Genomic DNA, 26,419 nt, shown 5'->3' on the forward strand with positions numbered 1-26,419 from the left:
GGAATTCGACAATGACCCCTTCACCGGCCCTCGCCACCATTTCCCCCTTACATCCGGCCGTCGTCGCGGAACTGCCGCGCCGCGCCAGCCTGCGCCTGCGTGCCGCCCACGCGGTACTGCACGCCACAGTCCGCCAATTCTTCGAGCTCGCTGTGTGGGTGGACCGCAACCGCCTGCTGACCCCGAATCAGATGCTGGCCATCACCACCCGCGTTGATCCGCTGCTGATGCCGCTGCGCCCGCAGCGTGGAACCGGACTGCGGGCGGTGTCCTTCCCGGATTTCCGGGCGGAATGGGTCTGGGGCAAGGGCATCGCCGACCCGGACCGGTATCGCGACACCGCGATCCTGTACTTCCACGGCGGCGGGCTGCTGTCGTGCGGGCTGCACACGCATCGCCGGCTGGTCGGCCGTATCTCGAATGCCGTGGGGGCTCCGGTACTCAACGTCGACTACCGGCAGATTCCGCGAGCCCACGTGACCGAGACCGTGCAGGACTGCCTGACTGCCTACCGGCACCTGCTCGACAGCGGGTTCACCGCCGACCGGATCATCTTCGCCGGCGACTCCGCCGGTGGCGGCCTGACCTTCTCGCTGGCGCTGGCCGCCCGCGACAACGGATTGCCGATGCCCGCGGGGATCGTCGCGATCGCCCCCTGGGCGAACTACGACGCCGCCGTGCGACGCGCCCACCCCAATACGGTCACCGACGCGATCCTGTCCGCGGACGCCTACGCACTGCCCTCGAAATGGGGAGTCGCCGTCGACGGCCAGTTCGATCCGGCCTGGTCCCCGGTCAATCAGGTGCTCACCGGACTGCCGCCGACCCTTATTCAGGTGGGCTCGACCGAGACCCTGCTCGCCGACAGCGAACAACTGGCTGCCCGCTGCGCCGAGGCCGGAGTGCCGCTCACCCTGCAGATCTGGGACAACGCCATCCACGTCTTCCAAGCCGGCGCCGACCTGCTGCCCGACGCTCGCGACGCCATCGCCGAGATCGGCCGGTTCGCCCGCACGACCCTTGCCGCGGCCTCGACGCACATCCACGCCCCGGCAAGAACAACTGCCTGACAACCGTTTCCGCCGCACCAGCACGTCCGGCCACGCCCGGACCGAACCACGAGGACAGTGATGTCGAGTCCCTTCCGCGATCCAGCCATCGCCGATGGCGAGAAATCGACCTATTCGATCCGGCTCGCCGACAGCAAGTCCGAAGGCCGCCTCACCAGCGTCGTGGAGCACGGCGACGATGCGTACGTGTCGTATCTGGAGTCCGGCTCCGAGGACTCCTACAGCATGAAAGTCGAACAACGGATCCGCCGCGAGTCGGGAACCATTACGGCCGAAAGCTATCAAGCGGCGTCGTACTTCCGCGGGCGGCTGGTCTCGCGCGAGGAGGGCTACTTCGTCGACACCGAACACATGCAGTTCGGCGGCAAGCTCGCACCCTTTCCGTCCGGAGTCATGCCGCTCCTCGGCGGCCTGACCCTGCTGCGCGGCCTCGACTTTCAGCGGGGCGCGAAATCCAAACACGATCTCTGGCTGGCTTTCTCGATCCACTGGCCGCTCGAGCTGAAGGTCGAGAAGCGGTTGACGGTGGACGTGCCCGCCGGGTCCTTCGACGTGTGGCAGGTGCACATCCGTCCGAGCTTCAGCCACATGAACGGCCTGCTGGACAAGGTGATCGCCGGGTTCCTCCCGCCGTTCCTCGGTCACTTCGAGGTGGCGAGCCCACATCGCATGGTGCGCTTCAGCTTTCCTAGCGGCCCGCTGCCCTGGCATCCCCGCGGAACCATCGAGCTGACCGCCTGACCACACCAACCCGGCACCATGAGGAGCCCGTTATGGCTTTGTCTTCACTCCTGCAACGCGACTGGCCGACCGAGCCGGTCGACGATTCGACGTTCGACACCGCACCGATCGTCTTCACCACCGAGGTGGTTTTCGACGCGCCGATCAAGGCGGTCTGGGACGTGTTCGACAGCGACCATGCCTGGGAGTGGCTGCCGTTGTCGGGGATGCAACTGTGCGGCGCTGGGGTCCGCTACACGACACCGCACCGGGGTGTGGACGCCGTTCGCGAGATGGGCAGCGTCCACGGTATCTGACGAGTGTTCTGGATCGAACACGAGAAGTTCTGGCGATACGAACCAGGCAGGCGCGTCTCCTACGGAGTCTCCTCCAGCAATTGGATGCAGCACCTGTTCGTGCGGCAGTACGCCGAACACCTGTGGTTCGACGAAACCGGCGACGGCCGCACACTCGTCACCTGGAAGATTGCCCTCCGGCTGCGCGGGCCCTTCCGGATCGGACACCTCTGCACCCCGGTGTTCGCCGCCGTCTACCGATTCGCGTTGGGGCAGGCCAAAGGGCAAATCTCCACTCGCACAAGTGAACTCGCCAAAACGCGGGCCGAAGGATAAATCCATGCCGCAAAACGCACTCGCCGATGACATCGAGTCGGTAGCCCCCGAAATTCCCCATCACGAAGTGCTGATTATTTGTGCCGGCATCGGTGGCATCTGTGCCGGAATCAAGTTGCAGGAAATCGGGATCCACGATTTTCTGATCGTGGACCGCAATGCCGGGGCGGGCGGCGTCTGGTACTCGCACGACTATCCCGACGCGGGCTGTGATCTGCCGTCGATGTCCTACCAGTACTCCTTCGCCCCGAAACCCGACTGGGACCGCTTCTTCGCCAAACGTGATCAGATCCTGCGGTACATTCAGGAAGTCGCCGACGACCACGGGCTGCCGGCGAAGATGCGCTTCGGGGTCGAGGTCGTCACGGAGGCATGGGACGACGAGGCGCACCTGTGGCGCGTTCAGCTCGCGCACGGCGAACAGATCACCGCCCGGTTCGTGATCAGCGCGGTCGGCATCTACATCAACGCCAAGGACAAACCCGATATCCCAGGGCTGGATTCGTTCCGGGGCAAGATCATGCATACGGCGCACTGGGACCACGACTACGACTTCACCGGCAAGCGCGTCGCCATGATCGGCGTCGGCGCCAGCACCATGCAGATCGCTCCGCAGCTCAGCCCCAAGGTCCGCAGTCTCGATCTCTACCAGCGCACCCCACAGATATATCTGCCCAAACCGGACTTCCGGATGCCGCGGTGGGGCCAAAAACTGCTTGCCACACCGGGATTGGTGCCGGGTGTGCTGCGCGCGGTCTACGCCGTCGCCGATGTGGCGATCGGATTTGTCGTACACGTACCGGAGTCGCTGTGGCGCAGGAGCGCCACGGTCATCGACTTCGCCGGGCACCGGGCCTACAACGCGTGGCTGTGGGCGAACGTCCGGGACGAGGCCACCCGGGACAAGCTGCGCGTCCGGTTCGGAGTGGCCTGTGTCCGAGGTGGTTTGGCCGGACGATACCTGAGCAATCTCAACCGGGAGAACGTCGATCTGATCACCACCCCGATCGCGGAGGTGACCCCGGACGGTATCCGTACCGGCGACGGTACCGAGCGCGCCGTCGACGCACTGGTGCTGGCGACCGGCTATGAGGTGTTCTCCGACCCAGAGAGCTACCGGTCGGGTGTCGTCACCGGCCGCGACGGCTTCGACCTCGGAGACTTCTTCAACAAGGAGACGCTCAAGCCGTATATGAGCACGTCGGTGGCGGGAGTTCCCAACCGATTCATCATGGTCGGGCCGTACTCGTGGACCGGAGGCGTGTCGTTCTTCGCGGTGCTCGAAACCGCGGTAGCCCACATCGTGGCGGTGATCGGTGAAACCCGCAGTCGCGGGGCGAATGTCGTCGAGGCGCGAGCGGAAGCACAGGAGCGCTTCCATCAGGACATGCTGACGAGTGGCCGAAACCTCAGCTACTACCTGGTGACTCGTTGTAGCGGCTCGAACACATATTTCGTCAACTCGCAGAACGAATCCCCCTACATCCGGCCCTGGACCTTCCGCCGGGCGCACCGGCAGGCGACTCGGTTCGACCGCGAGGACTACGAATACCGGGTCGAAACGCCGCGCGCCTGACCCGGCGCTAACCCGCCTGGGCCAACCGGCTCAGCCACAGCCGCAGGGTGTCGGCGAGCAGTCCGGTCGCCTCTTCGAGCGAAACAGCCTGTGCGGCTTGGCCGATGGCCAGGCCGGCGCCGGTCGCGAGCACGGCGCGCACCGCAGTGTCGAGCAATGGGCTCGACGGCTGTACCTCTGCGGGCAGGAAGTCTTCGAGCAGGGCTCGGCCCGAGGCGATGATGCGGTCGAGATTGCCGGACGCGATCGTCCGCTGATCGTCGCGAACGGTCGTGAGTAGGTACTCCCCAGCCAGGTTGATCATCGCCGTGTCCACCGAAACCCCTGCCCACCAGGTCGGCAGGATGGCCAGGCGTGACTCGAGGTCCTCGGGCGCGGCGGCGATGACCGCGACCAGCTTCGCGGCCTCGGTGGTCACCCGCTGCCGGATCACCTCGTAGCAGAGTGATTCTTTGTTCTCGAAGTTGCTGTAGACGGCACCGATGGTGCGGCCGGCTTCGGCGGCGATGGCCGCGATCGAGGTCGCGTGATACCCCTGGGCCAGGAACAGTCGTTCGGCGGCTTCCACCAGATCCGCCCGGGTCCGGGCCTGGCTTTCCGCGCGCGTCAGGAGCTTTCGAACCGCCACCGGGCCAGCACCTCCGTGATATTTGACGCCCCCACCTATCTGGATAATACTTCAATGTGGATAATGGCCGCATTCGAACTGGATTGTCCGTGGTGAGCGCGTATTGTGCGCCGAGGTCGTGGCCGAGTCGGTGGGAGGAACCGCATGGGTGAGCGCATCGCCAAAGGGCGGATAGCGCGCGGTCGTAAGCTCGGCATGCTGGCCGCCGGGCAAGCCGCCCGGGGCGCGTCGGCTCGCTTGAGCATGGTCGGCCGCTCCGAGCAGGCCCGAGCGGTGCTGGCCCAGCGGTCGACGATCGACGCTGCCGAGCAGATGGTCGACGTGCTCGGCAATCTCAAGGGCGCGGCCATGAAACTCGGCCAGATGCTGTCGCTGCTGGATTTGGACCTGGTGCCCACGTCGCATCGCGAACGGTTCCGCCAGAAACTCGCGGTGTTGTGCGATCAAGCGCCCACGACACCGTTCGACATCATGCGTACAACCCTCGAGCAGGACTACGGGTCGGTATCGGCGGTGTTTCGCGACTTCGACGAGGCGCCGATCGCGGCCGCCTCGATCGGGCAGGTATACCGCGCCGTCCTACGGGACGGGCGCGAGGTCGCGGTCAAGATCCAATACCCCGGCATCGACCTGGCCGTGCGGGCCGATCTGCGCAACCTGCGACTGTTCGCCAAGATGTGGAAGGCCATGTGGCCCACCCTGGAGGGTGGCGCGCTGGTCGAGGAGGTTGCGCGCAATATCGCCGGCGAACTCGACTATCCGCGCGAGGCGCGGACCCAGCACGAGGTGGCCGCCCATTACCGCGGGCACCCGTTCATCGCGGTACCCGACGTCATCGTCGAGCACTGCACGGCCCGCGTACTGGTGACCGAATACTTTCCCTCCCAGTCCTTCGAGGCCATGCGCCGGCTGCCCGAGGAGCAGCGCGACCACATCGGCGAGCTGATCTACCGCTTCTATGTGGGTTCGCTGTTTCAGCACAACGAGTTCTGCGGTGACCCGCATCCCGGCAACGTGCTGCTCGCGCCCGACGGCAGGGTGGGATTCATCGACTTCGGCCTCTACAACCGGATGAACCCGCAGGACGTCGACTTCGAGCGGACGCTGGCGCGCCTGGCCGCCGAATGCCGGGCGGACGACCTGCACGCCCTGATGGTGCGCCGCGGCATCATCGACCCGGCCTCGGGGGTCACCGCGCAGGAGTGTCTCGACTATGTGTGGGCGGCATCGGAAATCGCGCTGACCGACGAATCGATCACCGTCACACCGGAACTCGCCACCAGTGCGCTGCTGATCGCGATCGACCCGCGATCGGCGCAGTTCGGTGGCATGCGTCATCAGCAACTGCCGCCCGAGCACGTCTTCTCCCGGCGCGCCGACTTCCTCACATTCGGCGTGCTCGGCCAGCTCCACGCGACCCACAATTGGCATCGGATCGCCCGAGAATGGTGGTACGGGGATCCGCCGGCCACGGAGATCGGACAGGTGCTGGCCGAACGGTCGCGGACCACGAGCCGCTGATTCCGCTCTACGACACTTCGGGCCGCATTGGTCGAGCATTTGGTCACATTGCACTAATCTGGATAGTGTCAGTACCCGGAATATGTGCTGGCTGCATAAGTCGTTCCGTCGAATGAACAGTGGAGGATCTGCCGTGGCTGCTCGCAGGGTGTTGACGCGCGCGGAGAGTCAGGCGCAGACCCGGGAAGAGCTGATCGAGGCCGCGCAGACGCTGTTCTACGCCGATGGCTACTTCACCACGTCGCTCGCGGCGATCGCGGCCGAGGCCGGCCGCACAATCGGCGCGGTGTACAGCAATTTCGACAACAAGGGCACGCTGTGCACCGAGGTGTTGCGCAGCTGGGCCACCGGACGGCTCGGGCGGCTCACCGCCCTGATCGCCGCAACCGACGGCTCCTTCGAACAGCGCAAGCGGGCCATCGCCACGTGGTGGGATGAGGGCATGGAGCAACGGGCGCCCATGGTTCTGGCCGCCGAATACGCGATCAGCGTGATCCGGGAGCCAGGTCAGACGGCCGCCGCGGTCGAGATGTGTGAGCGCTTCGTGGAATCCGGGCGCGAACTGCTGCTCGAGCACCTGCCCGAGCATGCCGCCGAGAACACCGCACTGCTCCAGGACGCGGTGCGCGGCATCCTGGCCACCGGCGTGGGGTTGGCGGTCGGCAGCGTCGCCGACGTGATCGGGGCTGAGGACTCCAGTGCGATTCTCACCGCGACGATGGAGTTCTGGCTGCAGCGCCTCGGCGAATCCATACCGTCGCAACCTATTTGACCGGCAGTGCGCCGTCCATGCCGCCGACATCGGTGATCTTCCAGTCGGCATTGCGATCGACCGAGACGTGGTAGGTGACCGTGGTCTGCGCGCCGTTGGGGTCTTGGGCATTGGTGGAGGTGACATTCACGAAGACGTTCACCTTGTACACGCCTGCGGATTCCGCGGTGACCTTGGCGGTGATGGGTGTCGCGGTGGAGGTCCACTTCAGTGGCGTCAGGATCTCCTGAAGCTTGGGTGCGGTGGTCTCGAATTTGGTGGCCAGCGCGGGGGTGGTGTTGGCCTTCAGTTTGCCGACCCAGGAATTGAAATCGGCGAAGTTGACCGTCGCCGCGCCGACCGCGTAATCGGTGGCGACCTGTTCGGCGTGCTTGTCGTCGGCAGCGGCGGAGTCCCGCACGGCGAGGTCGCCGTGGACAGAGATCAGCAACCCGCCGAGCACCAGCGCGAGCACAGCCAGTGACGCTGTTGCTGTCGTCCAGATCATCGTCGGCACGCTGATCGAGATCGATCGTGTCGTGGCGGTCACGGGTTTGGCCTCGGACGGAGGTGCTTCGGTTTCGGTGCTCATCGGTTGTCGTCCAATCTCCTTGGCGGGTTCATGATTTGGTTGCCCAAACGGTTTGGGCCAGGCCGGCGCTCACCTGGTTGATGTTGGTGAAGCCACGGCCCCGCAGGAAGCCGGTGACCTCGTCTCGGCCGAACATGCGCATGGTGGACAGCGTTTCCAGCAGGCGAACGTGCAGCCGCTCGCGTCGGCCGCCGGGGGCAAGGCTGGTCAACAAGACGATCCGGCCGCCGGGCTTGAGGACTCGGGACATCTCATCGATCGCGCCGAAGGGGTCGTTGATCAGATACAGCGCCGCCAGGCAGCTGATCGCGTCGGCGCTCTCGTCACGGAACGGGAGCCGTTCCGCGGCGCCGTAGAGGTAGTGCACCGACGGCGCCGAATTGTCGGCGACCGCGCGGGTGAGCATCGAGATCGAGGCGTCCACGCCGACCGCCAGGCCGTCCGCGCCGACGACAGAACCGTAGTAGCCGGTGAAATTGCCGGGCCCGCAAGCGATGTCGAGCACCGTGCGCCCCGGCGACAGGTTGAGCCGGGCCGCAGTGCGGGCGCGGTCGGCGTCGCGACCGGGCGCTTCGAGCGCGCTGGCTATCCGCATGCCCAACGGGCGGCCCAGTTGGTAGAAGGTCGCGTAGAAGCGAGTGCGCATCAACTGCTGCCCCAGCCCACGCGCCGAGGGGATATCGGCGCCCGCGAGTTCCAGATAGCCGGTGGGACTTTCGGTGATTTCGCGGAAACGTGCCGGATCGAGGATGGACCGTAGCCGTTCCATCGCCGGATCGACAGGTGCACGGTCCGCGGCCACGGGTGTCTCGGTCATTGCTTCTCCGCATCATCGTCGTTGCGCCCAAAGTGGGAATAGCGATAGTTTGTGGATAGTAACGCTATGTGAGATGGTGTGGCAATCCTCCACCGCAGGCCATTCAGCTATGTTGCAAATATGGATTGCTTCACTATCCGCATATCGCTATTATCCACACCACAGCTTCGTTGACGAAGCGTCCCCTCAGGAGCGACGGCATGCCCCAAGAAAACAACCTCCCGACCTCGCGCATGGTGCGCACCGCCATGCTGGGGCGGGTGGTCGCCGGACAGGCCGTGCGGCACGTGGGCACGAAGGTGGCGATCGCCGGGCGCGACGCGGACTACCGCAGCGCGAAGCTCGAGAAACGACAGGCCGAGGCAGTCAAGGCCATCGTCAACGGCCTCGGCACGATGCGGGGCGCCGCCATGAAACTGGGGCAGATGCTCGCGCTCGTCGACGTCGGGCTGTTTCCCGAGGAGATCCGCGAGGACATGCAGCGGGCGATGGTCAAACTGCTACATTCCGCGCCGACGGTGTCGTTCGAGAAGATGCGTAAGGTGATCGAAGGCGATCTGGGAGGCACACTCTCGAAGTTCTTCACCGAATTCGACGAGACCCCGCTGGCCGCCGCCTCGATCGGCCAGGTCTACCGCGCTCGGCTGCACGACGGCCGGCGGGTCGCGGTGAAAGTCCAATACCCCGGGATCGACAAGGCTATTCGCGCCGATCTGCGCAACCTCGCCCTGATCCTCAAGGGGGGCAAGGTGATTGCGCCGAATGTCGATTGGGCCGCACTGTCGACCGAGCTGCGCGAACGCATGGAGGAGGAACTCGACTACGGTGTCGAGGCCCAGAACCATCGGCGCGTAGCACGACTGTACCGAGGGCATCCGTTCATCACCGTGCCGGAGGTGATCGGCGAGCTCTGCGGCGCGCACGTGCTGGTGACCGAGTTCTTCGACGGCCGTCGGTTCGAGGAGATTCGAGACCACACCGATGCCGCGGAGCGAAATCGGGTCGCCGAGATCATGTTCCGCTTCCACATGGGCAGCCTGTATCTGCATCGGCAGTTCTCGCCCGACCCGCATCCGGGCAACTTCCTCGTCGGTAAGGACGGACGAGTCGCATTCCTGGACTTCGGCATCTACAAGCACCTCGACCGGGCCGAAACCGAGCGTCAGCGCGCCCTCATGCGGGCGGTCCTGTCCGATTCCCCGCGCCGGATCCATGCCGAGCTGTGCCGCGCGGGGATCATCGCCGACGGCGATGACGTACCGGATCAGGAAGCGTACGACTTCATCCACACGCTGTTCTGGTGGGCCAGCACCCCGGGCGCGGTGACGTTGGCCCCAGACGTGATCAACGACGCCGTGCTGGTCACGCTCAATCCGGGTGCGGCGCATTTCGACCTCGCGCGCAAGCAGTCCATGCCCGCCGACCAGGCGGTGGTGCTGCGCATGATGCTGATGGTCATCGCCACCGCCGGACAGCTGCGGGCCACCGGCGACTGGCACCAAATCCTGCGCGAATGGCTCGACAACACGGCGCCGGTCGGCGAACTCGGCCGCGCCGACGCCGAATTCCGTGGTGTCACCTTCGACACCGCGGTGTGAGAAGAACTCTGCCGACACGGACAAGGAGGTCCCGATGAGCTTCGCGGAGCACGCGTTCGGCGCGACGCTGAAACTGGTCAACACCGTGCTGGAGCATCCGGCTACCGCCGATGCCCTGCAGCGAACCGGTGAATTGCGCGAGACCGTGCTCGCGGTCCAGGAAGTGGTACTCGGGGTGTTGAACCTGCCGACCGCTGCCGATGTGTCCCGGCTCGATGCCCGATTGCGGTCCGCGTCGCAACGGCTCGAGAGCATCGAAGACGCACTCGAAGACATCGGCGGGCAGGTCGGCGCGGTGCCGGCGTTGCTGCGCGGGTTCGAAGCCCGGGTGTCCTCGGCGGCAGCGGCCGATGCGTCGGCGCAGCGCGCGTGATGAGTGTGCCTTCGGCGGCTGCGGTGCTGCGCGGCAACATCTCTCGTACGGTGTTCTCAAGTGTCGAAACGTTGGGACGGCTGGTCGCGCTGGCGATCGAAGCGGTCCGCGGCGCGATCGGAGATCTGATCCGGGGCCGCTTCCAATGGCGTGAGACCGTGCAGCAGGCGTGGTATCTGATCACGGTCACCGCTCTGCCCGCGGTGCTGATGGCGGTGCCGTTCGGTGTGGTGGTCTCGGTGCAGGTCGGCAACCTGATTCATCAGCTGGGGGCCGATTCGCTGCTCGGTGCCGCAGGCGGGCTGGGTGTGATCCAGCAGGGGGCTCCGCTGGCGACCGGACTGCTGCTGGGCGGGGCGGGTACGGCCACCATTGCCGCCGACCTCGGCGCTCGTACGATCCGTGAGGAGATCGACGCGTTGCGCACCATGGGGATCAGTCCCGTGCATCGCCTGGTCATCCCGCGGCTGGTCGCCATGCTGTTCGTCGCGCCGCTGCTCAACATCCTGATCATTTTCGTCGGCGTGCTGGCCGGATACGCCGTGGCAACCGGAGTGCAGGGCGTGACACCGGGTAGCTACTGGGCCACCTTCGGGGCCTTCTCCACCCTCACCGACGTGGCGATCTCGATCGGCAAGGCGCTGCTCTTCGGCTTCCTGGTCGTCATCATCGGTTGTCAGCGCGGGCTGGAAGCCAAGGGCGGTCCCCGCGGTGTCGCCGACGGCGTCAACGCGTCGGTCGTGCTCTCGGTGGTCGCCATCGCGGTGGTGAACGTCGGTATGACACAGCTGCTGTCGATGTTCTACCCGACAAAGGTGGCATGATGGCCGCGCCCTACGTGCCACTCCGGCTCGGTGCGCTGCGCCGGGTTGCGCGCCGGGTGTATGCGGCGACGCCGGTCGAGGCCATCGGTTTCGCGGTGGCCTTCGTCTTCGAGACGTTCGTCTCGATTCCCGCTGCGCTGCAGCGTTACCGGGCCCAGACCATGCGCATGATCACCGACATGACCTGGGGTCGCGGTTCGGTGATCGTCGGCGGGGGCACCGTCCCGGTGCTGGTGATCCTCGGCATCGCCATCGGCGGCGGAGTCGGAATCCAGGGATACATGGCGCTGAACCTCGTCGGGCTGGGCCCGATGACGGGCGTTATCTCCGCGTTCGCCAATACCCGCGAACTGGCCCCGATCGCTGCGGCCGTGGGCTTCGCGGCGCAGGCGGGCTGCCGGATGACCGCCGAGATCGGCTCCATGCGCATCTCCGAGGAGATCGACGCGCTCGAATCCCTCGGGCTGCGCTCGATTCCGTTCGTAGTGACCACCCGCGTGCTGGCCGGCGCGATCACTGTGGTGCCCACCTTCCTGGTCACCCTGCTGTTGAGCTATCTGTCCTGCTCGGCGGTCGTGCTGGTGGTGCACGGTCAATCCACCGGCATCTACAACCACTATTTCGACCAGTTCGTCAACCTGCACGACATCGTCGCCGCGGTCCTCAAGATGCTGGTGTTCAGCGTCGTAGTGATCCTGATCCATTGCTACCAAGGGTTTTTCGCGACCGGCGGACCAGAGGGCGTTGGCATCGCCAGCGGCCGCGCGGTCCGCGCCAGCTTCATCGCCATCATCACCCTCGACATGATGCTGACCATCGTGCTGTGGGGGATCAACTCGCCGATCACATTCTCGGGGTGAGGCCAGTGCCTGCGTATGGATTACCCGGAGTGCGCGCGACGCGCCGATCCGCATTCGCGATCGGTGCCGCCACCGTGGTCGCGATGGTGCTGGCCGCGTTCGCGTGGCACGGCCTGGCCACACATCGTGATGCGGGGGAGTGGCGAATTCAACTACGCACCAGTCGGACCGGCGACGGCGTCGTGCCCGGCGCCGGGGTGCGGCTCAACGGTGTCCAGGTAGGGCGGATCGCCACCGTCGACAGCACGCCGGGCGGTGCCCAGTTGATCACCCTGGACTTGGACCGAACCCAGCTGATCGGGCTCGGTGACGGCCTGCGGGTGGAGTACGCGCCCGCCAACCTGTTCGGCATCAGCGAGGTGGTGCTGCGGCGCGGCGACGGCGGCGTAGCGCTGCACGACGGCAGCGTGGTCGATCTGACAGCTGCGGACCGAGTCACCGACGCGACCATGGGCAGCCTGTTGCGCTCACTGTCGCAAACGACGTTGACCGTGCTCACGCCGCAATTGACCGAGGTCCTGAACCAGATCGGTTCCGATGTCGAAGCTTTCGCGCCGCTCATCCAAGCGATGGTCGGGGTGGGCCGCGCCGTCGCCGACACCCAGCAGTACTCTTCGTCGTTCCTGATCGCCCAGTACGCCGCCCTCTTCGACGGGGTCGCCAAGTTCGGCAACGGCTTTATCAAACTCGTCGCCAACATCTACCACATCGATGTGCTGCGCAATGACCGCGCGCATTTCGACACCGGCGTCTCGCTGGTCGTCGACCAACTGTTCCCACTCATCAGCCGCGTTCTCGGCACTGCCGACGGCTATTTCGGCGGCTATGCCGACAGCGCGACGACGATGCTGACCCAACTGGCGCGCACGGTCCCCGACCCGGACCGCTCCCACGCCGACCTGACCGACTTGCTCGACCGGCTCGACCGCACCTTCCGCGACACACCCGACGGTCCGCAGGTCGGCCTCGACATCCTGGTGCGCGGCATGCCGGGAATCGCGGTGCCGCTGCTGGGCGCCGCTGCGCCGACCACGGGGGGAGACCGGTGACGAAGAACAAGAGCATACGGGCGGTGCTGGTGCGTTTGATCGCCTTCACCGCGCTGATCGCCGCGTTGCTCGCCGGGATCGGCATCGCCATCCAGCGACCCGTCGACGGGGATACCGGCACATTCGAGGCGATGTTCACCGACGCGAGCGGCCTGCGCCTCAACAACGACGTGCGCATGTTCGGTGTCGCCGTCGGCAAGGTACGAGCCATCGATCTTCAAGACGGTCAGGCGCGGGTGCGCTTCACCCTGCAGCAGAACCGCCGGCTCTACGACACAAGCACCCTCGCCATCCGCTACCAGAACCTCACCGGGCAGCGGTATCTCGACATCAAACAACCCGACAAGGCAGGCACCCGGCTCAGCGTGGGAGCAAAGATCGGAAACGAGCACACGATCCCGTCGTTCGACATCACCGCGCTGTTCAACGGGATGGAACCGGTCCTCACGCAGTTCTCGCCGGAAGCGCTGAACCAGTTCATGCGCAATGCCATCGCGGTGATCGAGGGGGACGGAACCGCGGTCGGGGCGACGCTCGACGCGATCGGGAAACTGTCGGCCTATGTTTCCGATCGCCAGGCCGTCATCTCGCTGTTGCTGCGTAACTTCGAGCAGGTATCGCAGCAGATGGGCGGCAAGACGCCGGAAACGGCGACCTTGGTCAAGGGGATCTCGGATGTGTTCGTGAACCTGCAGAAGCAGTTCGAGGGGCTGATGGATTTCGTCGATGTCGCCCCGTCGGTGCTCGGTCCGCTCAACAGCCTGCTTGCCCGTCTCGGGTTCACCCAGCCCGCCAACCCCGACCTCGAGCAGGATCTGCGGCTACTGTTTCCCGATCCGCAGACCACGGTGGACTTGCTCAATCAGTTGCCGGGGCTGTTGCAGTCGATGATCGCGTTGCTGCCGCACGGCGCCACGAATACCCAGCCGGCGTGCAGCAAAGGCAACGCGGCCGTGCCTGCTCCGCTCGCGATACTCGTTGCCGGACAGCGGATCTCGGTATGCAAAGGCTGACCGCGCCGTGGCGGCTGTTGCGCGAGCTGAACTACGGCACCGACACCGACCCCAGAGTCCAGCGACTGCTCGGCGTCGTCGGGCTGGTCGTGGTGGTAGTGCTGCTGGCCGTCAGCGCCGTGGTCTACATCGTCCCCTTCGGGCACCGCACGGTCACCGCCATGCTCACCGACGGCGGATCGGTGCGGGCCGGCGACGATGTGCGCATCGCAGGCATCTCGGTGGGATCGGTGCGCTCGCTGGCCCTCACCGACGACGCGGTGCGCATGACGTTCACCGTCGACAACTCGGTGCGGCTCGGTGCGGATACCACTCTGGACATTCGGATGCTCACCCCGATCGGCGGCCATTACATCGCCCTCACCCCAGCGGGTGCGACACCACTGGGGTCGAAAACCATTGCCGCGGAGAAGGTCCGGCTGCCCTACAACCTGGTTCAGGCCATGCAGGACGCACAACGGCCGGTCGCGGGCGTCGACGGCGACACCCTGCGCCGCAATCTGGCCGACCTGACCGCCTCGCTGCGCGCGAGCCCTGGCTCCGTACGCACCCTCACCGACGCGCTCTCGACCATGGTCTCGACGCTCGACGCCCAGAAGGCCGACGTCGACCGCGCGCTCGCGGTGGCCGACGAATACGTGAGCATGCTCAGCGACTCGCGCAAGATCGTCGGCGCCATGCTCACCAAGATCGGCCTGATGGAGACGCAGATCCTCGACCGCAAAGCCGATGTCACCGAGGCGCTACGCGTCGCCACCGAGCTGCTGTCGCGGCTGGCCGCGATCGAACCGGCCTGGCGTCAGCAACTCGAGCCGCTCGCCGACCGTATTCTCGCGGCCGCCCCGCAACTCGACCAGCTCGGCCAACGCCTGGGCGCCGTCGCCGACCAACTCGCCCAGGCCGGCGACCGGCTGCGCGCCCTCATCACCCCACAGGGCGTCGCGTTCGATCAATCCGGCCAGACCCTCACCGCCGCACCGATCTGCGTGCCGGTCCCGGGAAAGGGGTGCTGAATGTTGCGTCGCCTCTTCGCATCTCGCGGATTCGTCTCCGCGCTCGGCGCACTGCTGGCCGGCGTGATCGCGATCGCGGCCGGTATCGTGCTGCTGCAACCGGCGAAAGGACGCATCGGGTATTGCGCGATCCTGCCCGACACCATCGGCCTCTATGTCGGCAACGACGTCACCCTGCGCGGTATCAAGGTCGGCACCGTCACCGCGATCACCAATGAGAACGCTGCTGTCCGAGTCGATTTCCGGATCGACGCCGAGTATCCACTGCGCGGGGACCCCACGGCGACGACGGTGTCGGACACCGTCGTCGCCGATCGGCGCCTCGCGGTGAACAGCAGTTCCGGCCCGGACTGGAAACCCCAGACCTGCCTGACCAGAACCGCGACGCCCAAGAGCATCACCCAGACCTTGGACGCGCTGTCCACACTTGCCGATCAACTCGACGGCGGTGGCGACCCGGCCCGCCGCGACTCCATCAGCAACGCGGTCGCCGAATTCGACCGCGCCACCGCCGGAACAGGACCGAGACTGAATACGGTCATCACCCAGCTGGCGTCGGTGCTGCGCAGCCCCGACGCCTCGATCGCACACATCGGATCGCTGCTCGACGCGCTCACCTCGTTGTCCAAGAGCGTCGCAAACGGCTGGGGCGACCTGCGCCAGATGCTGACAGGATTGTCCCCGATCCTGCAATTGGTCAACAACGTCTGGGATCAGGTGGTGCAGATCGTGAATTCGATCGTCGTGCTGCTGCCGTGGATCAACGACATCACCAGCAAATATGGTGGTCGGATTCTGGGGCTGCTGGACAACACGGTGCCTTTCCTGGATCTGGCGGCCGCGCACGCCGGTTCGTTGCAGCAGCTGCTGGACCTTATTCCTGTCGTGGATAAGGGGTTTCGTACGGTCACCGACCCCGGCACCGGACGTTTTATGGTGTCCTATCGCGGACCGACGGTGACACTGGATCAGCCGGGGGCCGATCAAATCTGCGCGGCACTCGACGCACTCCTACCGGGCCGCTGCACGAAATCGAGCGAAGGCCTGGCTACCACCGATTTGACGACACTGATCCTCGGCATGGTCGGACGCGCATGATGAACAAACCCAACGGCTTACACCGGATCGCCGTCGCCGTACTGGCCTGCGCGGCGCTGACCGCGTCCGCTGGTTGCCGGGCCGACCCCTCGAACCTGATTCTGCCGGGCACCGGAACGCAAGGCCCGACATATTCGATCCGAATCCAGTTCGCCAACGCGCTGAACCTGCCCGCACATGCCCGGGTGATGGCCAACGGCGCCCAGATCGGCACGCTGACCGCGGTCAACGTCGTCGACCCGACGGCGGACGCGAGCGGCTCGGTCATCTCCGAGGTCGATATCCGCGAATCGGTGCACGTGCCCGCCGCCGCGAAAGCCCAACTGCGCCAAGACACGATCCTCGGCGACGTATACATCGGGCTCGACCTCCCCGCCGACTCGACCGGCCCCTATCTCGCGCCGAACGCGTTGCTGCCGATCACCCAGACCGAACCCGCGCTACAGATCGAGGACGTCCTCGCCGGGCTGGCGACCTTCGTTTCCGGTGGCGCGCTACGTTCGGCGCAGGACACCGTCGACCAGCTCAACGCCGCACTGCCCGCCGATCCGGCCGATACGCGCCGACTCGCCGACGTGCTGAAGAACGACCTCGTCGACGTCGCCGCCAACACCGCGGACGTCGGCGCATTCCTGGACTCCGTCGATGTCAACGCTCGGCTGCTGCTGGACAATCGCGCGCAGTTCGACGAAATACTCACACCGCAAGGCGTTGTCGACATCACCGAGATCGCCCAGACCCTGATCCACGTGATCGGCGTCATCGGGGCGCTCGGCGGCATCGCTCACGCGTTGGCGTGGCTGGCACCGCTGCTCACCGCCGGCGACGCGACGGCCCGTGCGTTCGTACCGATGCTGTTGAACACCGGGCGCCCGCTGAACCTGTCGGCCCCCTCGAATCTCAATCGTCTGGTGGAGTTCTTGCGCGACAAGCTGATTCCGTGGGTGCAACGCCCGACCGTGAACGTCTTCGGCGTGCACGTGAGCGGCTTCGATACGGCCACACCACTCTCGGTCGAGGATCAGACCGATCGCATCGTGGCGACGCTGCGCATGATCGGAATGGTGCGTTGAGACGACCACGGCCCGCGTCGGTGCTTTCCCTCGCCTCGATCGCCCTGGTGGCCGTGGTCGGCTCGGTGTACCTGGTGTTCGGGGTCGCGAAGGTCGATTGGTTCGAGCATCGGATCAGCGCCACCATGATCATTCCGGATGCCGCGAATCTGGTGCCGCGATCGCCGATTCTGCTGTCGGGCGTCGAGGTCGGCCAGGTGACCTCGGTGCACAACACCGTTGACGGCGTGGAGATTCGATTCTCCATCGAGTCGGATCGGCGCCTGCCCGCCGACAGCACGGTCGTCATCGAGACCCTGTCCGCACTGGGCGAACCGTACGTCGACTTCCGTCCGTCCACCGGTAAGCCGCCGTATGTCGTTGACGGGCAACGTATCCGCACGCAGGTGGTGCGCACCCCGCGTTCGATTCCGGATGTCGCGCGGACGGTGACGTCGCTGATGCAGCAACTCGACCCGCAGGCCCTCGCTGGTTTGGTCGCCACCTTCTCCCAGGCGCTGACCGGTACCGATGTGGTCATCCCTGACCTGACCCGGGCCGCGGACCTGCTGGCCTCCACTCTGATCGCCCGTTTACCGAACGTCCGCGAACTGCTCACCAATCTCCAAGTCCCGGGCCCTGACGTCGCCCAGGCAGGAGCCGACATGGCGGCCGGCGGACCACAACTCGATCAATTCGGCATCAAAGTGCAAGGTGTGGTCGACTCGCTCCAGCAGCTCCTCAACGCCCGGCAGGTACCCGATGCCTACTCCACCGGCACCGGTCTACTGCCGTTCCTGTCGAAGGTGGACGACTATCTCAACCGGATCGGGCCCGGCGCGCAGCGGCTGTATCCAGTGCTCGGTCCGCTGATCGAGCACGCGGGAGGATCGGTGCGGGGCCTGGACTTGTCCGCATTGATCGCGCAGGCAGTGAACTCGGTCAGCCCGGACGGAGTGGTCCGACTACAGATCACCGGCAACTGAGACAGAAACGGCAGCCTGAAACCCGTGGCCGGCCACACGCTGACCAGTGCTCAGAGATACCAGTGCGCCGCGCGGGCCGCGCCGTAGACCCGTGTGGTGGCCCGGTCATGCCATTGAAGGTAGGCGCCTATGCGTTCCGAGGACAGACCCAACCGGGGGCCCGCCATCCGAATCGCGTTGCGGTGTAAGCGGGAATGGATCTCCTCGAGGAGTGTCAGTCCGGCATCGGCGGTGTAGTGCAAACCGTCGACCAGCGACCAGAGCGCGGGGATCGGCCGCGGCAGCCTGGCGGCGCGCTCGGTGATCCTGCGCCGGAATTCGGGTTGAGCCATCGTCGCCATCCTTTCCGATGCTGCGGCCGGTGGGCGGCCAGGCGAGCAGTACTGCATTGTCTAATTATTCACATGTAAGCTATATTTGAATAGTGTCAATATCTATAGTTCGGCGGGGTGGAACCCGAACGGTAGGGAGCCTGGGATGAACCGGCACGCACACGAAGTCCGCGTCTTCGACGTTGTCCAGGAGACCCCCGAGGCGGTATCGATCGTGCTGGGACTCACGCCGGAGCTGCGGGAACGATTCGTATACACGTGTGGGCAGTTCCTCACCGTTCGTGTTCCGAGTGCGCAAACCGGGTCGGTGGCGCGGTGCTACTCGTTATCCGGCAACCCGCATCGTGACGAGGCGCTGACCGTGACCGTCAAACGGGTCGCAGGCGGATATGCGTCGAATTGGCTGTGCGACAACGTCGTTCCTGGATCGACCCTCACCGTGCTCGAGCCTTCCGGCAAGTTCGGGCCCGACGGTGCGAACGAGGACCTGCTGCTGCTGGCCGCCGGCAGCGGGATCACGCCGATCATGTCGATCATCAAGACAGTGCTGGCGTGCGGTACGGGCGACATCGCTCTGCTCTACGCCAACCGAGACCCAGGATCCACGATCTTCGCCGGCCAGCTCGAACAGCTCACCCGTGAGCATCCCGAGCGCCTGCGGATCCAACACTGGTTCGAAACAGATCAGGGAGTGCCAGACGCATCCACCTTGACCACGCTGCTCGCACCGTTTGCTGAGCGTGCGACCTACCTCTGCGGGCCTGCCGGTTTCATGGCCGCAGCCGCGGCTGCGTTGGCGGGCCTGGGTGTACCCGCTTCCCGGATTCACCAGGAGAAGTACCTCTCACTGGCCGAGAATCCCTTCGAACAACCCGAACCGTCGTCCACGCCTGCGTCGCCCGGCACCGAAGGTGCGGCCCTCGAGGTCGAGATCGATGGTGACCGCCACACGCTGACCTGGCCTAGGCAGACCAGGCTGCTGGATGTGCTGCTCGAACACGGCATCGATGTGCCGTACGTCTGCCGTGAATCGATCTGCGGTACCTGCGTGTGCCTTGTCCGCAAGGGCCGGACCCGCATGGTGGCCAACGATTCTCTTCCCGAGGAAGACATCGCGCAGGGCCTGACCCTTGCCTGTCAGTCCCTGCCGGACACCGACGAAATATTCATCGCCTTCGATCAGTAGCGATGCCGTCGACCGAACTCGTCGGACGCCGCAGTGTAGGTCATGTTGACTGAGGTGTAATTGTGGGGAAGAGAAAGGGCCATGGCCTGTATGTAGCTCAGTGGGTCACTTGTTTTCGGTGACTGTGGTGTCGGGGTGGCGTCGACTGGTCTCGGGTTTGACGAAGTTGCCGGTGATCGCTGAGCGGTCGCGGCGGTTGTCGCCGGCGTGTGGTTCGTCTTCGGCGAGGGCGGTCTTGGGGTTTTCGGCTGCGGTCTGTTCGGTGACATATTCGCCGGTCTCTGCGGAACGGTAGTTGTTGTCGGACACAACATCCTCCTGTCGATTGCGTACGGCTTTGTGTGGCCGTGCGGTTCCGTTGTCGGGTACCGCGTATCGGCTGGTTGAAACGTCGCGCCGGGCCTCGCAGTGGAGGTGCCCCATAGACGGTGAGTGTCAGGTGGTCGAATGCGGTCACCGTGGTGGACTGTGCTTGTGGATACGCCAGCCGCGCAGGTGGTCTGGTCATACTGAGCGACTACGGCGCCAGCTCTATCGAAATCTGCCGGTGAAACGCGTGGGCGTAGTGTTCGTGTCCCCCTCCGGACACGACCACTACGCCCGCGGGTGGTGGTGGCTGAACTTCAGCCATCACCACCCGTGTTTCGTGGTTTTGGTCCTCTTGAGGCCGAGTTGTCGATAGTCCTCGAGCTTGTCGGTGGGATCGGCGGCTCGCAGGATCTTGATGAGACCGCCGAGCGACTCCATCAGGTCCCGAATCTCGTTGCGGCTCAATGTAGGGCGTGCTGCGGTGGCGGCTTCCATGGCTACGAGCTGAGCAGCGGCAATCTCTCGTTCAGATTGGACTTGTCGGGTCCACGTCGCGATCAGTCGAGGGTCGTTGCCGGCGGCTCGGGCGCCGCGCGATAGTTGCCGAGTTTGCGGTCATAGTCGGCCAGCGATTGGCGGGACGCGCCGGAGGCCGGTCAGGTCTTGAGGCGTTCTCGCAGTTCGACATTCAGTTGTGCGCCGGCATCGAGGAGGGCGTCGCGGATGATGTGGTTGGCTGGGTTGGGGGTGTGGGCCAGCACTGTTCGGCGGGTGGCGGCGGGGTCGTCTATGGCGACGATCGCGATGGTGGCGGGCAGCGCGGGGATGGCCAGGCCGGGGACGAGGGTGATGCCGAGGCCTGCGGCGACCAGGCCCCATTTGGTGACCCAGTCCCGGGCGACGTGGGAGATGATCGGTTGCCAGGAGGCATTGGTCCAGGCGCCGAGCAGCGAGGTGTGGGATTCTTCGCTGCCGACGATCCATTTCTCGGTACGCAGCGCCGCGATCGAGGTGCTGCTCTGGTGTGCCAGGCGATGCCCTTGGCGCACAGCCAGATACAGGGTGTCCTGGGTCAGCGGGGTCACCTCGACGCCGTCGGGGACGTCGAATTCGCCGGAGAGTACGGCCAGATCGATGCGGCGGCGGGCGAGCGCGGTCAGCAGGTGCGGGCTCGTGCCCTCGCGGAGCTGCACGGTGAGCAGTGGATTGTGTTGTGCGGCAATGGTGATGGCGCGTGGTACGAGCGCGGCGGTGGCGGTCGAGAAGGCGCCGAGGCGGATGCGCGCCGTGGCGTGCTTGCTGAGGTCGCGTAGTTCGCTCTGGGCGCGGTCCAGGGCTTCGAGCACCGATTCGGCGTGCCGCGCCACGATGCGGCCCGCCTCGGTCGGCCGTACGCCACGAGCGTGCCGGTCGAACAGCTGTCGGCCGGTGACCTGTTCCATCAACGAGACCTGGCGCGAAATCGCCGACTGCGTGTAGCCCAATCTTTCGGCCGCCGCCGAGAAGGAACCGGTACGCACCGCCTCGCGGACGACTCGCAGACCGGGCACGGTGAAGTCAGACATGCGGAATAGTCATAGCAGCTGTGCGAGACTATCGCTAGTCGCATCGCTGGCCCGGTCTTAGATTCCATTGCGTGTCTTGTTTCGGAACGAGTAGGCGGTGACGGCCATGAAGCTGGGACTGTTCGCGATCAATTACGGCGCGTGCGCCGATCCTGCCACCGCTGTCCGCGTCGCCCGGCACGCTGAGGCGGCCGGGCTCGAATCTCTGTGGAGTGGAGAGCATCTGGTATTGCCGGACCCGGCTCCCGAGGGATTCGCGTTGTCTCCGACGCTTCCGATGCTGGACACCGTCGTCGGTCTGACTCTGGTTGCGGCGCATACGACTACGGTGAAGATCGCGAGCGGCATCATCGTCCTGCCGCTGCGGAACCCGGTCGTACTCGCGAAGGAATTGGCGAGCCTCGATCAGGTGGCACAGGGCCGGCTGATCGTCGGTGTCGGTGCGGGTTACGTCCGGGCGGAATTCGACGCCGTCGGTGTCGCCAGGTCGGAGCGGGCCGCCCGCACCGACGACTTCATCAACGCGATGCGGGCCTTGTGGAGCATGCCCGAGCCCGCCTATCACGGCCGCTATGTCACCTTCTCCGGAATCGACGCCCATCCGCGACCACGGCAACAGCCGGGCCCGCCGATCGTCGTGGCCTCGGGTGGTCGCGTGGCCGACCGCCGCGCGGTCACCCTGGCCAACGGCTGGTATGGCTTCGGGCTGGATCTGAACCAGACCCGTGCGCACCTCGAGAACCTGGCGGCCGCCGGCCGGAAATACGAGCGACCAGCAGAGCTGGGACGGTTGGAGATCACCGTGACACCGGCCGGTCCGGTGGACCGAGATACCGTCGCGCAATACGCGGCGCTCGGGGTCGATCGGCTGGTCCTGCTTCCGCGTCCGTCCGCCGACTACACCGCCCGCCATCAGCCGGTCCCCGTCGATCAGATCTTGCACACCATCGACGACGCGGCAGCGAACTATCGCGATATCTGAACCCCGACGTTTGTGTAGCGATTCACACGGGACGGAACACAGCGAGGCCGAGCCGCGGACTTCAAATCTGCGACCGTGCACTGGCTACCGGGTAGGCGTCTAACACGCAGGGTGATGGGAGTGCGGGGCGGGATGCGGAGCGAACCCAGAGTGGCGATGGTACTTTCGTGTCACCGTCGCCGGGAGTGCAAGTACGGCAACGACATTGCTGCAGAGTGGGCCGACTATTACGGCATGCAGACTGTCTGGGTGGACCGGGTGGCACGCGTATGGGTTGTGGCTGAACGGGTTCAATGGTCAAGAGTGTGCTGTCGATTTGAACTGATCTCGGACTCGAAGGGCTGATGAGTGGGCGACAAAGCTATCGAGGAACAGGCAGACGTGCTCGGCGATCTCGAACAGCCCACCGTCGACGGACCGACCCCCAGGTTGGTGGCCGACTTTGTCCGAGACTCCGGGCCTGCTCCCGGCACGGGGCCCGAGGAACTCACTCCGCATGGGCTCGGTGTGTTCGAACGAGATGGCGGATGGACATCGACCGCTCCCGATACGGTGGCGTCGATCGAAGACGGTCGCGATCCGGTTTTTCACCGGCACGATGAAGCCTGATCCGGCGAGGTTCACCGGCTCGGGGTGATCATCGAGGATGGGCAGCTGGGGCCGAGTGTGCTTGCTCTGCTGATCAACAGCCAGAACGCCGAAATCCGCGGTTCCACGATCGACGGCGTCTTCAAGATCGGCACCGCGTACATTCCGTCACGCGAGAACTGAGGAGTTCGATTCGTGCGTTGGATCCAACGGCGCCGGCCGAGGGCTGGATCCTCGCTTGGCCGCGTACCACCGCGAATAGATCCGGGAGCTGCCACGGTGGGAGGCAAATGACCGAGGCCGCGTTACTGACGGCCTCCCACTCGAACTCGATCGCTTGGCCCGGGCTGAGTCCGAACAGGCGCCGTCCATCATCGGCGACCGCGGCGATCGTCGAATAGTGTGCCCAGCAACCGTTCGGGGTCTGTGCCGAATCGAGCACGCCCCAGCCCTGGTCGTGTTGGGCAACGGAGTCGCGCGCGAACGGTGTCGGTGTGGTCGGCTCCCTGCGCATCCAGCAGGATCGCGATGGTCTGGTTTCGATGCTCACTGCCGAAAAGGGTTGAGAGCCAGTCATCAAGCGGGTCCACGAGGATGGATTGCCTCGCCGGATCGGGTTACGCATGGCGTCCGTGCGGGCATGTCTGTTCAGACTCCTAACCGGAGTGATGCGTGAGGTAGTACCTGTTCGTTCCGTAACACCGGGCATCCTCGCCGTGTCTCGTCCTACGTTCGTTCGGATCTGCCTGTGCGCGTCGGGCTCTGTCGCTAGTGTCACGCGGATGGACGCGGTGCAGGTACAGAAGAAGCTCGTGCTCTCGCCCGATGAGGACTTCATCCTCACGGCGTGGCAGTACCGAATGATGCAGCGCGACATCGCCGCATCGAAGGGCAAGCACCTTGCATCCAAGCGTGAAATCCGTAATTCCTTTCGCGACAACGCTGTTGCGGCCATTGTGCAACGCGACCCGGAAGACTGGTCGCCTGCTGTTGCAGACGTCGTCCACCAGATCGCTGCCGATGGTGAGTCGCCGAATCTCGAGGCACTCGAATCCGCTGGGCCACAGATCTCCTCGGTCGTGGCGAGACGGTCACGGGCACTGCTTCTGCTGATCGATCTGTATGGGTTCGAGCCGTGGGTGGAGGGCAGATGGGAAAAGGCTGTCCGCGCTGAAGCTCTCGCGGCCGCCCATCGAGCGATGGATCAACTCCATCCCGAAGACCTCGCTGCTGTAGAGACCGCATATAAGGACGCGATCAAAAAGCTCTCGAAGGCAAGCAACTGGACCAAATACGCACTGCTCGCCGGTGCCGGCCTCGGACTCGGCGTGCTGACCGGCGGCCTCGCCGCGCCGGCAATCGCCGGAGCGTACGGAACGCTTGTGCTCGGCTATTCGGGCGCGGTGGCTACTTCGGCGGGGTTGGCCGCGATCGGCGGCGGTTCGATCGCTGCCGGTGGTCTAGGCATGGCCGGTGGCGCCGCGATCATCACCGGCTTCAGCGGTGCTGCGGGAGTCGGGGCAGCCACGCTCGCGGGAAAGGCTGCCGGGTTCACAGCAGCTCGTATCGCCGCCGACGCCATCCGACTCCACGTCGTGACTCAGCTCGTGCTGCGCGATGTCGACGGCAACGAAGAGGCGGCAAAGGCCGTCATCGTCAGTCTCCGCGAGCGCGTGACAAACCTGGGTAAGACCGTCGTGACCCTCGCCGAGCGCATCGAAACCCTTCGTGCGCAACTCGAGACGAAGCAGGCGGAGTTGAACGCGGAGCGGGATCGACGCCAGGTGGCCGAAGACCGCGTTGCCCGCTTCCGGAGCGTCGCTGACCGGCTGAAGGAGCGTGTCACCGGGCCCGAGAATGCTGAACTCCAGGCCTTGCTGGCCGAACTCGAGGAAGTCGAGGGGGAGAAGAAGGCCGTCGAGACTCTTGCGCAGGGTGTCTCTGTCCTCGCTGATGACCTCGAGGAAGCTGCGTGAGCGCCCCTGGCGATAACTCCAGCGACCAGGTCTCGCCGATCGATGAGGACTACGTCGGCAACTTGGGCGCACTCACGCGCGACGTCGCAGACATCGAAATGATCGCCGCGGCGGCGCTTTCGGACAAGCCGATCGACCACGCGGCGACACAGCGCATCGTGAGCACCTCTGCTGGCCTCACCTATTCCGACCTCACGGCCCACCACCGGCAGCGTTGTGCAGTCGAGGGATGGGGCGAGTCCGACATCGCCGACATTCTCGACCCGATCGCGCTACGCCAGCTCGATGGGTGGCGGGCGGCCCAAAGGGTTCCGTGGGAACGTGGCGACTTGGTCGTCGTGGGTTTCTCCGGGCTTATCGGCGCACTCGGAAACCTCTACGACAGCCAGGTGGACACTGCAGTGCTGAGCGGGCTGTCCGTGTTGAAAAAGACCGACCTGCTACGCCGGTGGGAGCGGGAGACCGCCCGGCTGCCCATCGATTACACCGGCCCGAAATTCGGCGGTCCGGCACATCGCGTTCGGTCCGCCGGACATGACATCGGCCGGTTCTTCAACGCCCTCAACCAGATTCGCACAGGAACCTTCGAAGGTACGTGGTGGGAAGACGGACGGCGAATGTTCGAAAAGGTTGCGACCACACGCTCCGGTCTACCGTTCGCGCGAGCACCAGAGCGGCATCTGGCAGTCGCGCTTCTGTTGAAGCACTGGGCGGCAGATTTTGTCACCCCGATGAACTTGCCGCTGCCGGGTTGGACACTTCTCGGCGAGATGCCGAACGCTGATTTGCGGAAGTTTGCCAATGACGCTTACGCCGGAACGAATTCCGGTGACGGGTTGAATCTTCGCTCCGGAATGTTGACGCCGGGTCTCGGGATGCTCGCGACCGAGGTCGTCCTCCGAACGCACACGCACCTCGGCGCCTATCGTTCCACGGGTACTCCACGGTTGGCGACGTCCGCAGCCGCCAAACGCACGGAGATGCTGCTCGCCGCGCATGCCGCGGCCGGCGCGATCAGCTTGTCGAAGACCACCGCAGCGGCGATTGCCGGTGAAAACGCAGTCGCCGCTAGACATCTCAACATTCCTGTTCTCGTGCGGGTGGGCATGCTCGCGCTGAAAGTCCGCTCCGATGCCGCGGCCCGCGCGGCAGCTGGTGCACCATCGTGGGAAGAGTTGCTTGCTCATGACGCGGCGACTTGGACTTTGCCCGAAGCGGTCACCATGGCGGACCTCTGGGACCGCCCCGAGCTCGGTTGACTCCATCCAGGCGCATCGACCGGGTCTGCGGTGTGCTGGTTGACCCGTT

The 26,419-nt window shown here is 65.4% G+C and carries 29 protein-coding genes; 22 read left to right on the top strand and 7 right to left on the bottom strand.

Annotated features, from left to right (window positions below; genetic code table 11):
* Window positions 1–11: 11 nt before the first annotated feature.
* The 5 genes from ACFYO1_RS11650 to ACFYO1_RS11670 are packed head-to-tail and all read left to right on the top strand — an operon-like array spanning window position 12 to window position 3,998.
* Window positions 12–1,070 (top strand): alpha/beta hydrolase, encoded by a 1,059-nt coding sequence (locus ACFYO1_RS11650; RefSeq protein WP_387229599.1) that lies wholly within the window; start codon window positions 12–14, stop codon window positions 1,068–1,070.
* A 60-nt stretch (window positions 1,071–1,130) separates the two neighbouring features.
* A complete protein-coding gene (locus ACFYO1_RS11655) occupies window positions 1,131–1,811 on the top strand; it encodes a hypothetical protein (protein ID WP_387229600.1) in 681 nt (226 codons plus the stop codon).
* Between the two features lie 32 nt (window positions 1,812–1,843).
* Window positions 1,844–2,107, top strand: coding sequence for a hypothetical protein (locus ACFYO1_RS11660; protein ID WP_387229601.1), 264 nt, complete (start codon window positions 1,844–1,846; stop codon window positions 2,105–2,107).
* A 3-nt stretch (window positions 2,108–2,110) separates the two neighbouring features.
* Window positions 2,111–2,422: a hypothetical protein gene (locus tag ACFYO1_RS11665; RefSeq protein WP_387229603.1), complete on the top strand. Its 312-nt coding sequence runs from the start codon at window positions 2,111–2,113 to the stop codon at window positions 2,420–2,422.
* 4 nt (window positions 2,423–2,426) lie between these two features.
* Complete coding sequence (locus tag ACFYO1_RS11670) at window positions 2,427–3,998, top strand: flavin-containing monooxygenase (protein ID WP_387229605.1); 1,572 nt, start codon at window positions 2,427–2,429, stop codon at window positions 3,996–3,998.
* Between the two features lie 7 nt (window positions 3,999–4,005).
* Here the strand turns inward: ACFYO1_RS11670 and ACFYO1_RS11675 are convergent, their stop codons facing one another.
* Window positions 4,006–4,626, bottom strand: a complete 621-nt coding sequence (locus ACFYO1_RS11675; protein WP_387229607.1) for a TetR/AcrR family transcriptional regulator — start codon at window positions 4,624–4,626, stop codon at window positions 4,006–4,008.
* 144 nt (window positions 4,627–4,770) lie between these two features.
* On the opposite strand from ACFYO1_RS11675, the gene ACFYO1_RS11680 reads away from it, so the two are divergent.
* Together ACFYO1_RS11680 and ACFYO1_RS11685 are read left to right on the top strand one after the other, a co-directional pair.
* A complete protein-coding gene (locus tag ACFYO1_RS11680) occupies window positions 4,771–6,147 on the top strand; it encodes an ABC1 kinase family protein (RefSeq protein ID WP_387229609.1) in 1,377 nt (458 codons plus the stop codon).
* Window positions 6,148–6,280: 133 nt separating this feature from the next.
* Window positions 6,281–6,919, top strand: coding sequence for a TetR/AcrR family transcriptional regulator (locus ACFYO1_RS11685; RefSeq protein WP_387229610.1), 639 nt, complete (start codon window positions 6,281–6,283; stop codon window positions 6,917–6,919).
* On the opposite strand, the gene ACFYO1_RS11690 is transcribed toward ACFYO1_RS11685, so the two are convergent.
* Together ACFYO1_RS11690 and ACFYO1_RS11695 are read right to left on the bottom strand one after the other, a co-directional pair.
* Window positions 6,912–7,490 carry a hypothetical protein gene (locus ACFYO1_RS11690; RefSeq protein WP_387229612.1) on the bottom strand — a complete coding sequence of 193 codons (579 nt, stop codon included), beginning with the start codon at window positions 7,488–7,490 and terminating at the stop codon, window positions 6,912–6,914. The genes ACFYO1_RS11685 and ACFYO1_RS11690 overlap by 8 nt on opposite strands.
* Before the next feature lie 28 nt (window positions 7,491–7,518).
* On the bottom strand, window positions 7,519–8,307 hold the full coding sequence (locus ACFYO1_RS11695; RefSeq protein ID WP_387229614.1) for a methyltransferase domain-containing protein: 789 nt from the start codon (window positions 8,305–8,307) through the stop codon (window positions 7,519–7,521).
* Window positions 8,308–8,507: 200 nt separating this feature from the next.
* Here ACFYO1_RS11695 and ACFYO1_RS11700 point away from each other — a divergent pair, with 200 nt between their 5' ends.
* From ACFYO1_RS11700 to ACFYO1_RS11745, 10 genes are read left to right on the top strand one after another with little or no spacing between them, the layout of a single operon-like run.
* Window positions 8,508–9,905: an ABC1 kinase family protein gene (locus ACFYO1_RS11700; RefSeq protein WP_387229616.1), complete on the top strand. Its 1,398-nt coding sequence runs from the start codon at window positions 8,508–8,510 to the stop codon at window positions 9,903–9,905.
* A gap of 34 nt (window positions 9,906–9,939) precedes the next feature.
* Entirely contained in the window at window positions 9,940–10,278 is a 339-nt protein-coding gene (locus ACFYO1_RS11705) for a hypothetical protein (protein ID WP_387229618.1), read from the top strand.
* Window positions 10,278–11,102 carry an MlaE family ABC transporter permease gene (locus ACFYO1_RS11710; protein ID WP_387229620.1) on the top strand — a complete coding sequence of 275 codons (825 nt, stop codon included), beginning with the start codon at window positions 10,278–10,280 and terminating at the stop codon, window positions 11,100–11,102. Before ACFYO1_RS11705 ends, ACFYO1_RS11710 begins: the two co-directional genes overlap by 1 nt.
* Window positions 11,099–11,962 (top strand): ABC transporter permease, encoded by an 864-nt coding sequence (locus ACFYO1_RS11715; RefSeq protein ID WP_387229622.1) that lies wholly within the window; start codon window positions 11,099–11,101, stop codon window positions 11,960–11,962. The genes ACFYO1_RS11710 and ACFYO1_RS11715 overlap by 4 nt, the downstream gene beginning before the upstream one ends.
* 29 nt (window positions 11,963–11,991) lie before the next feature.
* Window positions 11,992–13,011: an MlaD family protein gene (locus ACFYO1_RS11720; RefSeq protein WP_387229624.1), complete on the top strand. Its 1,020-nt coding sequence runs from the start codon at window positions 11,992–11,994 to the stop codon at window positions 13,009–13,011.
* Window positions 13,008–14,024, top strand: coding sequence for an MlaD family protein (locus tag ACFYO1_RS11725; RefSeq protein WP_387229625.1), 1,017 nt, complete (start codon window positions 13,008–13,010; stop codon window positions 14,022–14,024). Before ACFYO1_RS11720 ends, ACFYO1_RS11725 begins: the two co-directional genes overlap by 4 nt.
* A complete protein-coding gene (locus tag ACFYO1_RS11730; RefSeq protein ID WP_387229627.1) occupies window positions 14,012–15,037 on the top strand; it encodes an MlaD family protein in 1,026 nt (341 codons plus the stop codon). The genes ACFYO1_RS11725 and ACFYO1_RS11730 overlap by 13 nt, the downstream gene beginning before the upstream one ends.
* Window positions 15,038–16,135, top strand: a complete 1,098-nt coding sequence (locus ACFYO1_RS11735; protein WP_387229628.1) for an MlaD family protein — start codon at window positions 15,038–15,040, stop codon at window positions 16,133–16,135.
* On the top strand, window positions 16,132–17,208 hold the full coding sequence (locus ACFYO1_RS11740; RefSeq protein WP_387229630.1) for an MlaD family protein: 1,077 nt from the start codon (window positions 16,132–16,134) through the stop codon (window positions 17,206–17,208). Before ACFYO1_RS11735 ends, ACFYO1_RS11740 begins: the two co-directional genes overlap by 4 nt.
* Window positions 17,205–18,173 (top strand): MlaD family protein, encoded by a 969-nt coding sequence (locus tag ACFYO1_RS11745; RefSeq protein WP_387229632.1) that lies wholly within the window; start codon window positions 17,205–17,207, stop codon window positions 18,171–18,173. The genes ACFYO1_RS11740 and ACFYO1_RS11745 overlap by 4 nt, the downstream gene beginning before the upstream one ends.
* A 50-nt stretch (window positions 18,174–18,223) precedes the next feature.
* On the opposite strand, the gene ACFYO1_RS11750 is transcribed toward ACFYO1_RS11745, so the two are convergent.
* Entirely contained in the window at window positions 18,224–18,505 is a 282-nt protein-coding gene (locus tag ACFYO1_RS11750) for a hypothetical protein (RefSeq protein ID WP_387229634.1), read from the bottom strand.
* A 145-nt stretch (window positions 18,506–18,650) separates the two neighbouring features.
* Between ACFYO1_RS11750 and ACFYO1_RS11755 the strand changes: the two genes are divergently transcribed.
* Window positions 18,651–19,691 (top strand): 2Fe-2S iron-sulfur cluster-binding protein, encoded by a 1,041-nt coding sequence (locus ACFYO1_RS11755; RefSeq protein WP_387229636.1) that lies wholly within the window; start codon window positions 18,651–18,653, stop codon window positions 19,689–19,691.
* A gap of 105 nt (window positions 19,692–19,796) precedes the next feature.
* Here ACFYO1_RS11755 and ACFYO1_RS11760 read toward each other — a convergent pair whose 3' ends face one another.
* The 3 genes from ACFYO1_RS11760 to ACFYO1_RS11770 all read right to left on the bottom strand — a co-directional run bounded on the left by ACFYO1_RS11760 (window position 19,797) and on the right by ACFYO1_RS11770 (window position 21,565).
* Window positions 19,797–20,000, bottom strand: a complete 204-nt coding sequence (locus ACFYO1_RS11760) for a hypothetical protein (RefSeq protein WP_387229638.1) — start codon at window positions 19,998–20,000, stop codon at window positions 19,797–19,799.
* 321 nt (window positions 20,001–20,321) lie between these two features.
* Window positions 20,322–20,495, bottom strand: coding sequence for a hypothetical protein (locus ACFYO1_RS11765; RefSeq protein ID WP_387229640.1), 174 nt, complete (start codon window positions 20,493–20,495; stop codon window positions 20,322–20,324).
* Between the two features lie 161 nt (window positions 20,496–20,656).
* Window positions 20,657–21,565 (bottom strand): LysR family transcriptional regulator, encoded by a 909-nt coding sequence (locus ACFYO1_RS11770; RefSeq protein WP_387229642.1) that lies wholly within the window; start codon window positions 21,563–21,565, stop codon window positions 20,657–20,659.
* A 106-nt stretch (window positions 21,566–21,671) separates the two neighbouring features.
* On the opposite strand from ACFYO1_RS11770, the gene ACFYO1_RS11775 reads away from it, so the two are divergent.
* From ACFYO1_RS11775 to ACFYO1_RS11790, 4 genes are all read left to right on the top strand, one after another.
* Window positions 21,672–22,547 (top strand): TIGR03619 family F420-dependent LLM class oxidoreductase, encoded by an 876-nt coding sequence (locus tag ACFYO1_RS11775; RefSeq protein WP_387231846.1) that lies wholly within the window; start codon window positions 21,672–21,674, stop codon window positions 22,545–22,547.
* Between the two features lie 633 nt (window positions 22,548–23,180).
* Window positions 23,181–23,318, top strand: a complete 138-nt coding sequence (locus ACFYO1_RS11780; RefSeq protein WP_387229644.1) for a hypothetical protein — start codon at window positions 23,181–23,183, stop codon at window positions 23,316–23,318.
* A 599-nt stretch (window positions 23,319–23,917) separates the two neighbouring features.
* Entirely contained in the window at window positions 23,918–25,111 is a 1,194-nt protein-coding gene (locus ACFYO1_RS11785; RefSeq protein ID WP_387229646.1) for a hypothetical protein, read from the top strand.
* On the top strand, window positions 25,108–26,370 hold the full coding sequence (locus tag ACFYO1_RS11790; RefSeq protein WP_387229647.1) for a hypothetical protein: 1,263 nt from the start codon (window positions 25,108–25,110) through the stop codon (window positions 26,368–26,370). The genes ACFYO1_RS11785 and ACFYO1_RS11790 overlap by 4 nt, the downstream gene beginning before the upstream one ends.
* The last annotated feature ends 49 nt before the right edge of the window (window positions 26,371–26,419 follow it).

Source organism: Nocardia sp. NPDC006044 (assembly GCF_042871115.1).
Lineage (GTDB): Bacteria > Actinomycetota > Actinomycetes > Mycobacteriales > Mycobacteriaceae > Nocardia.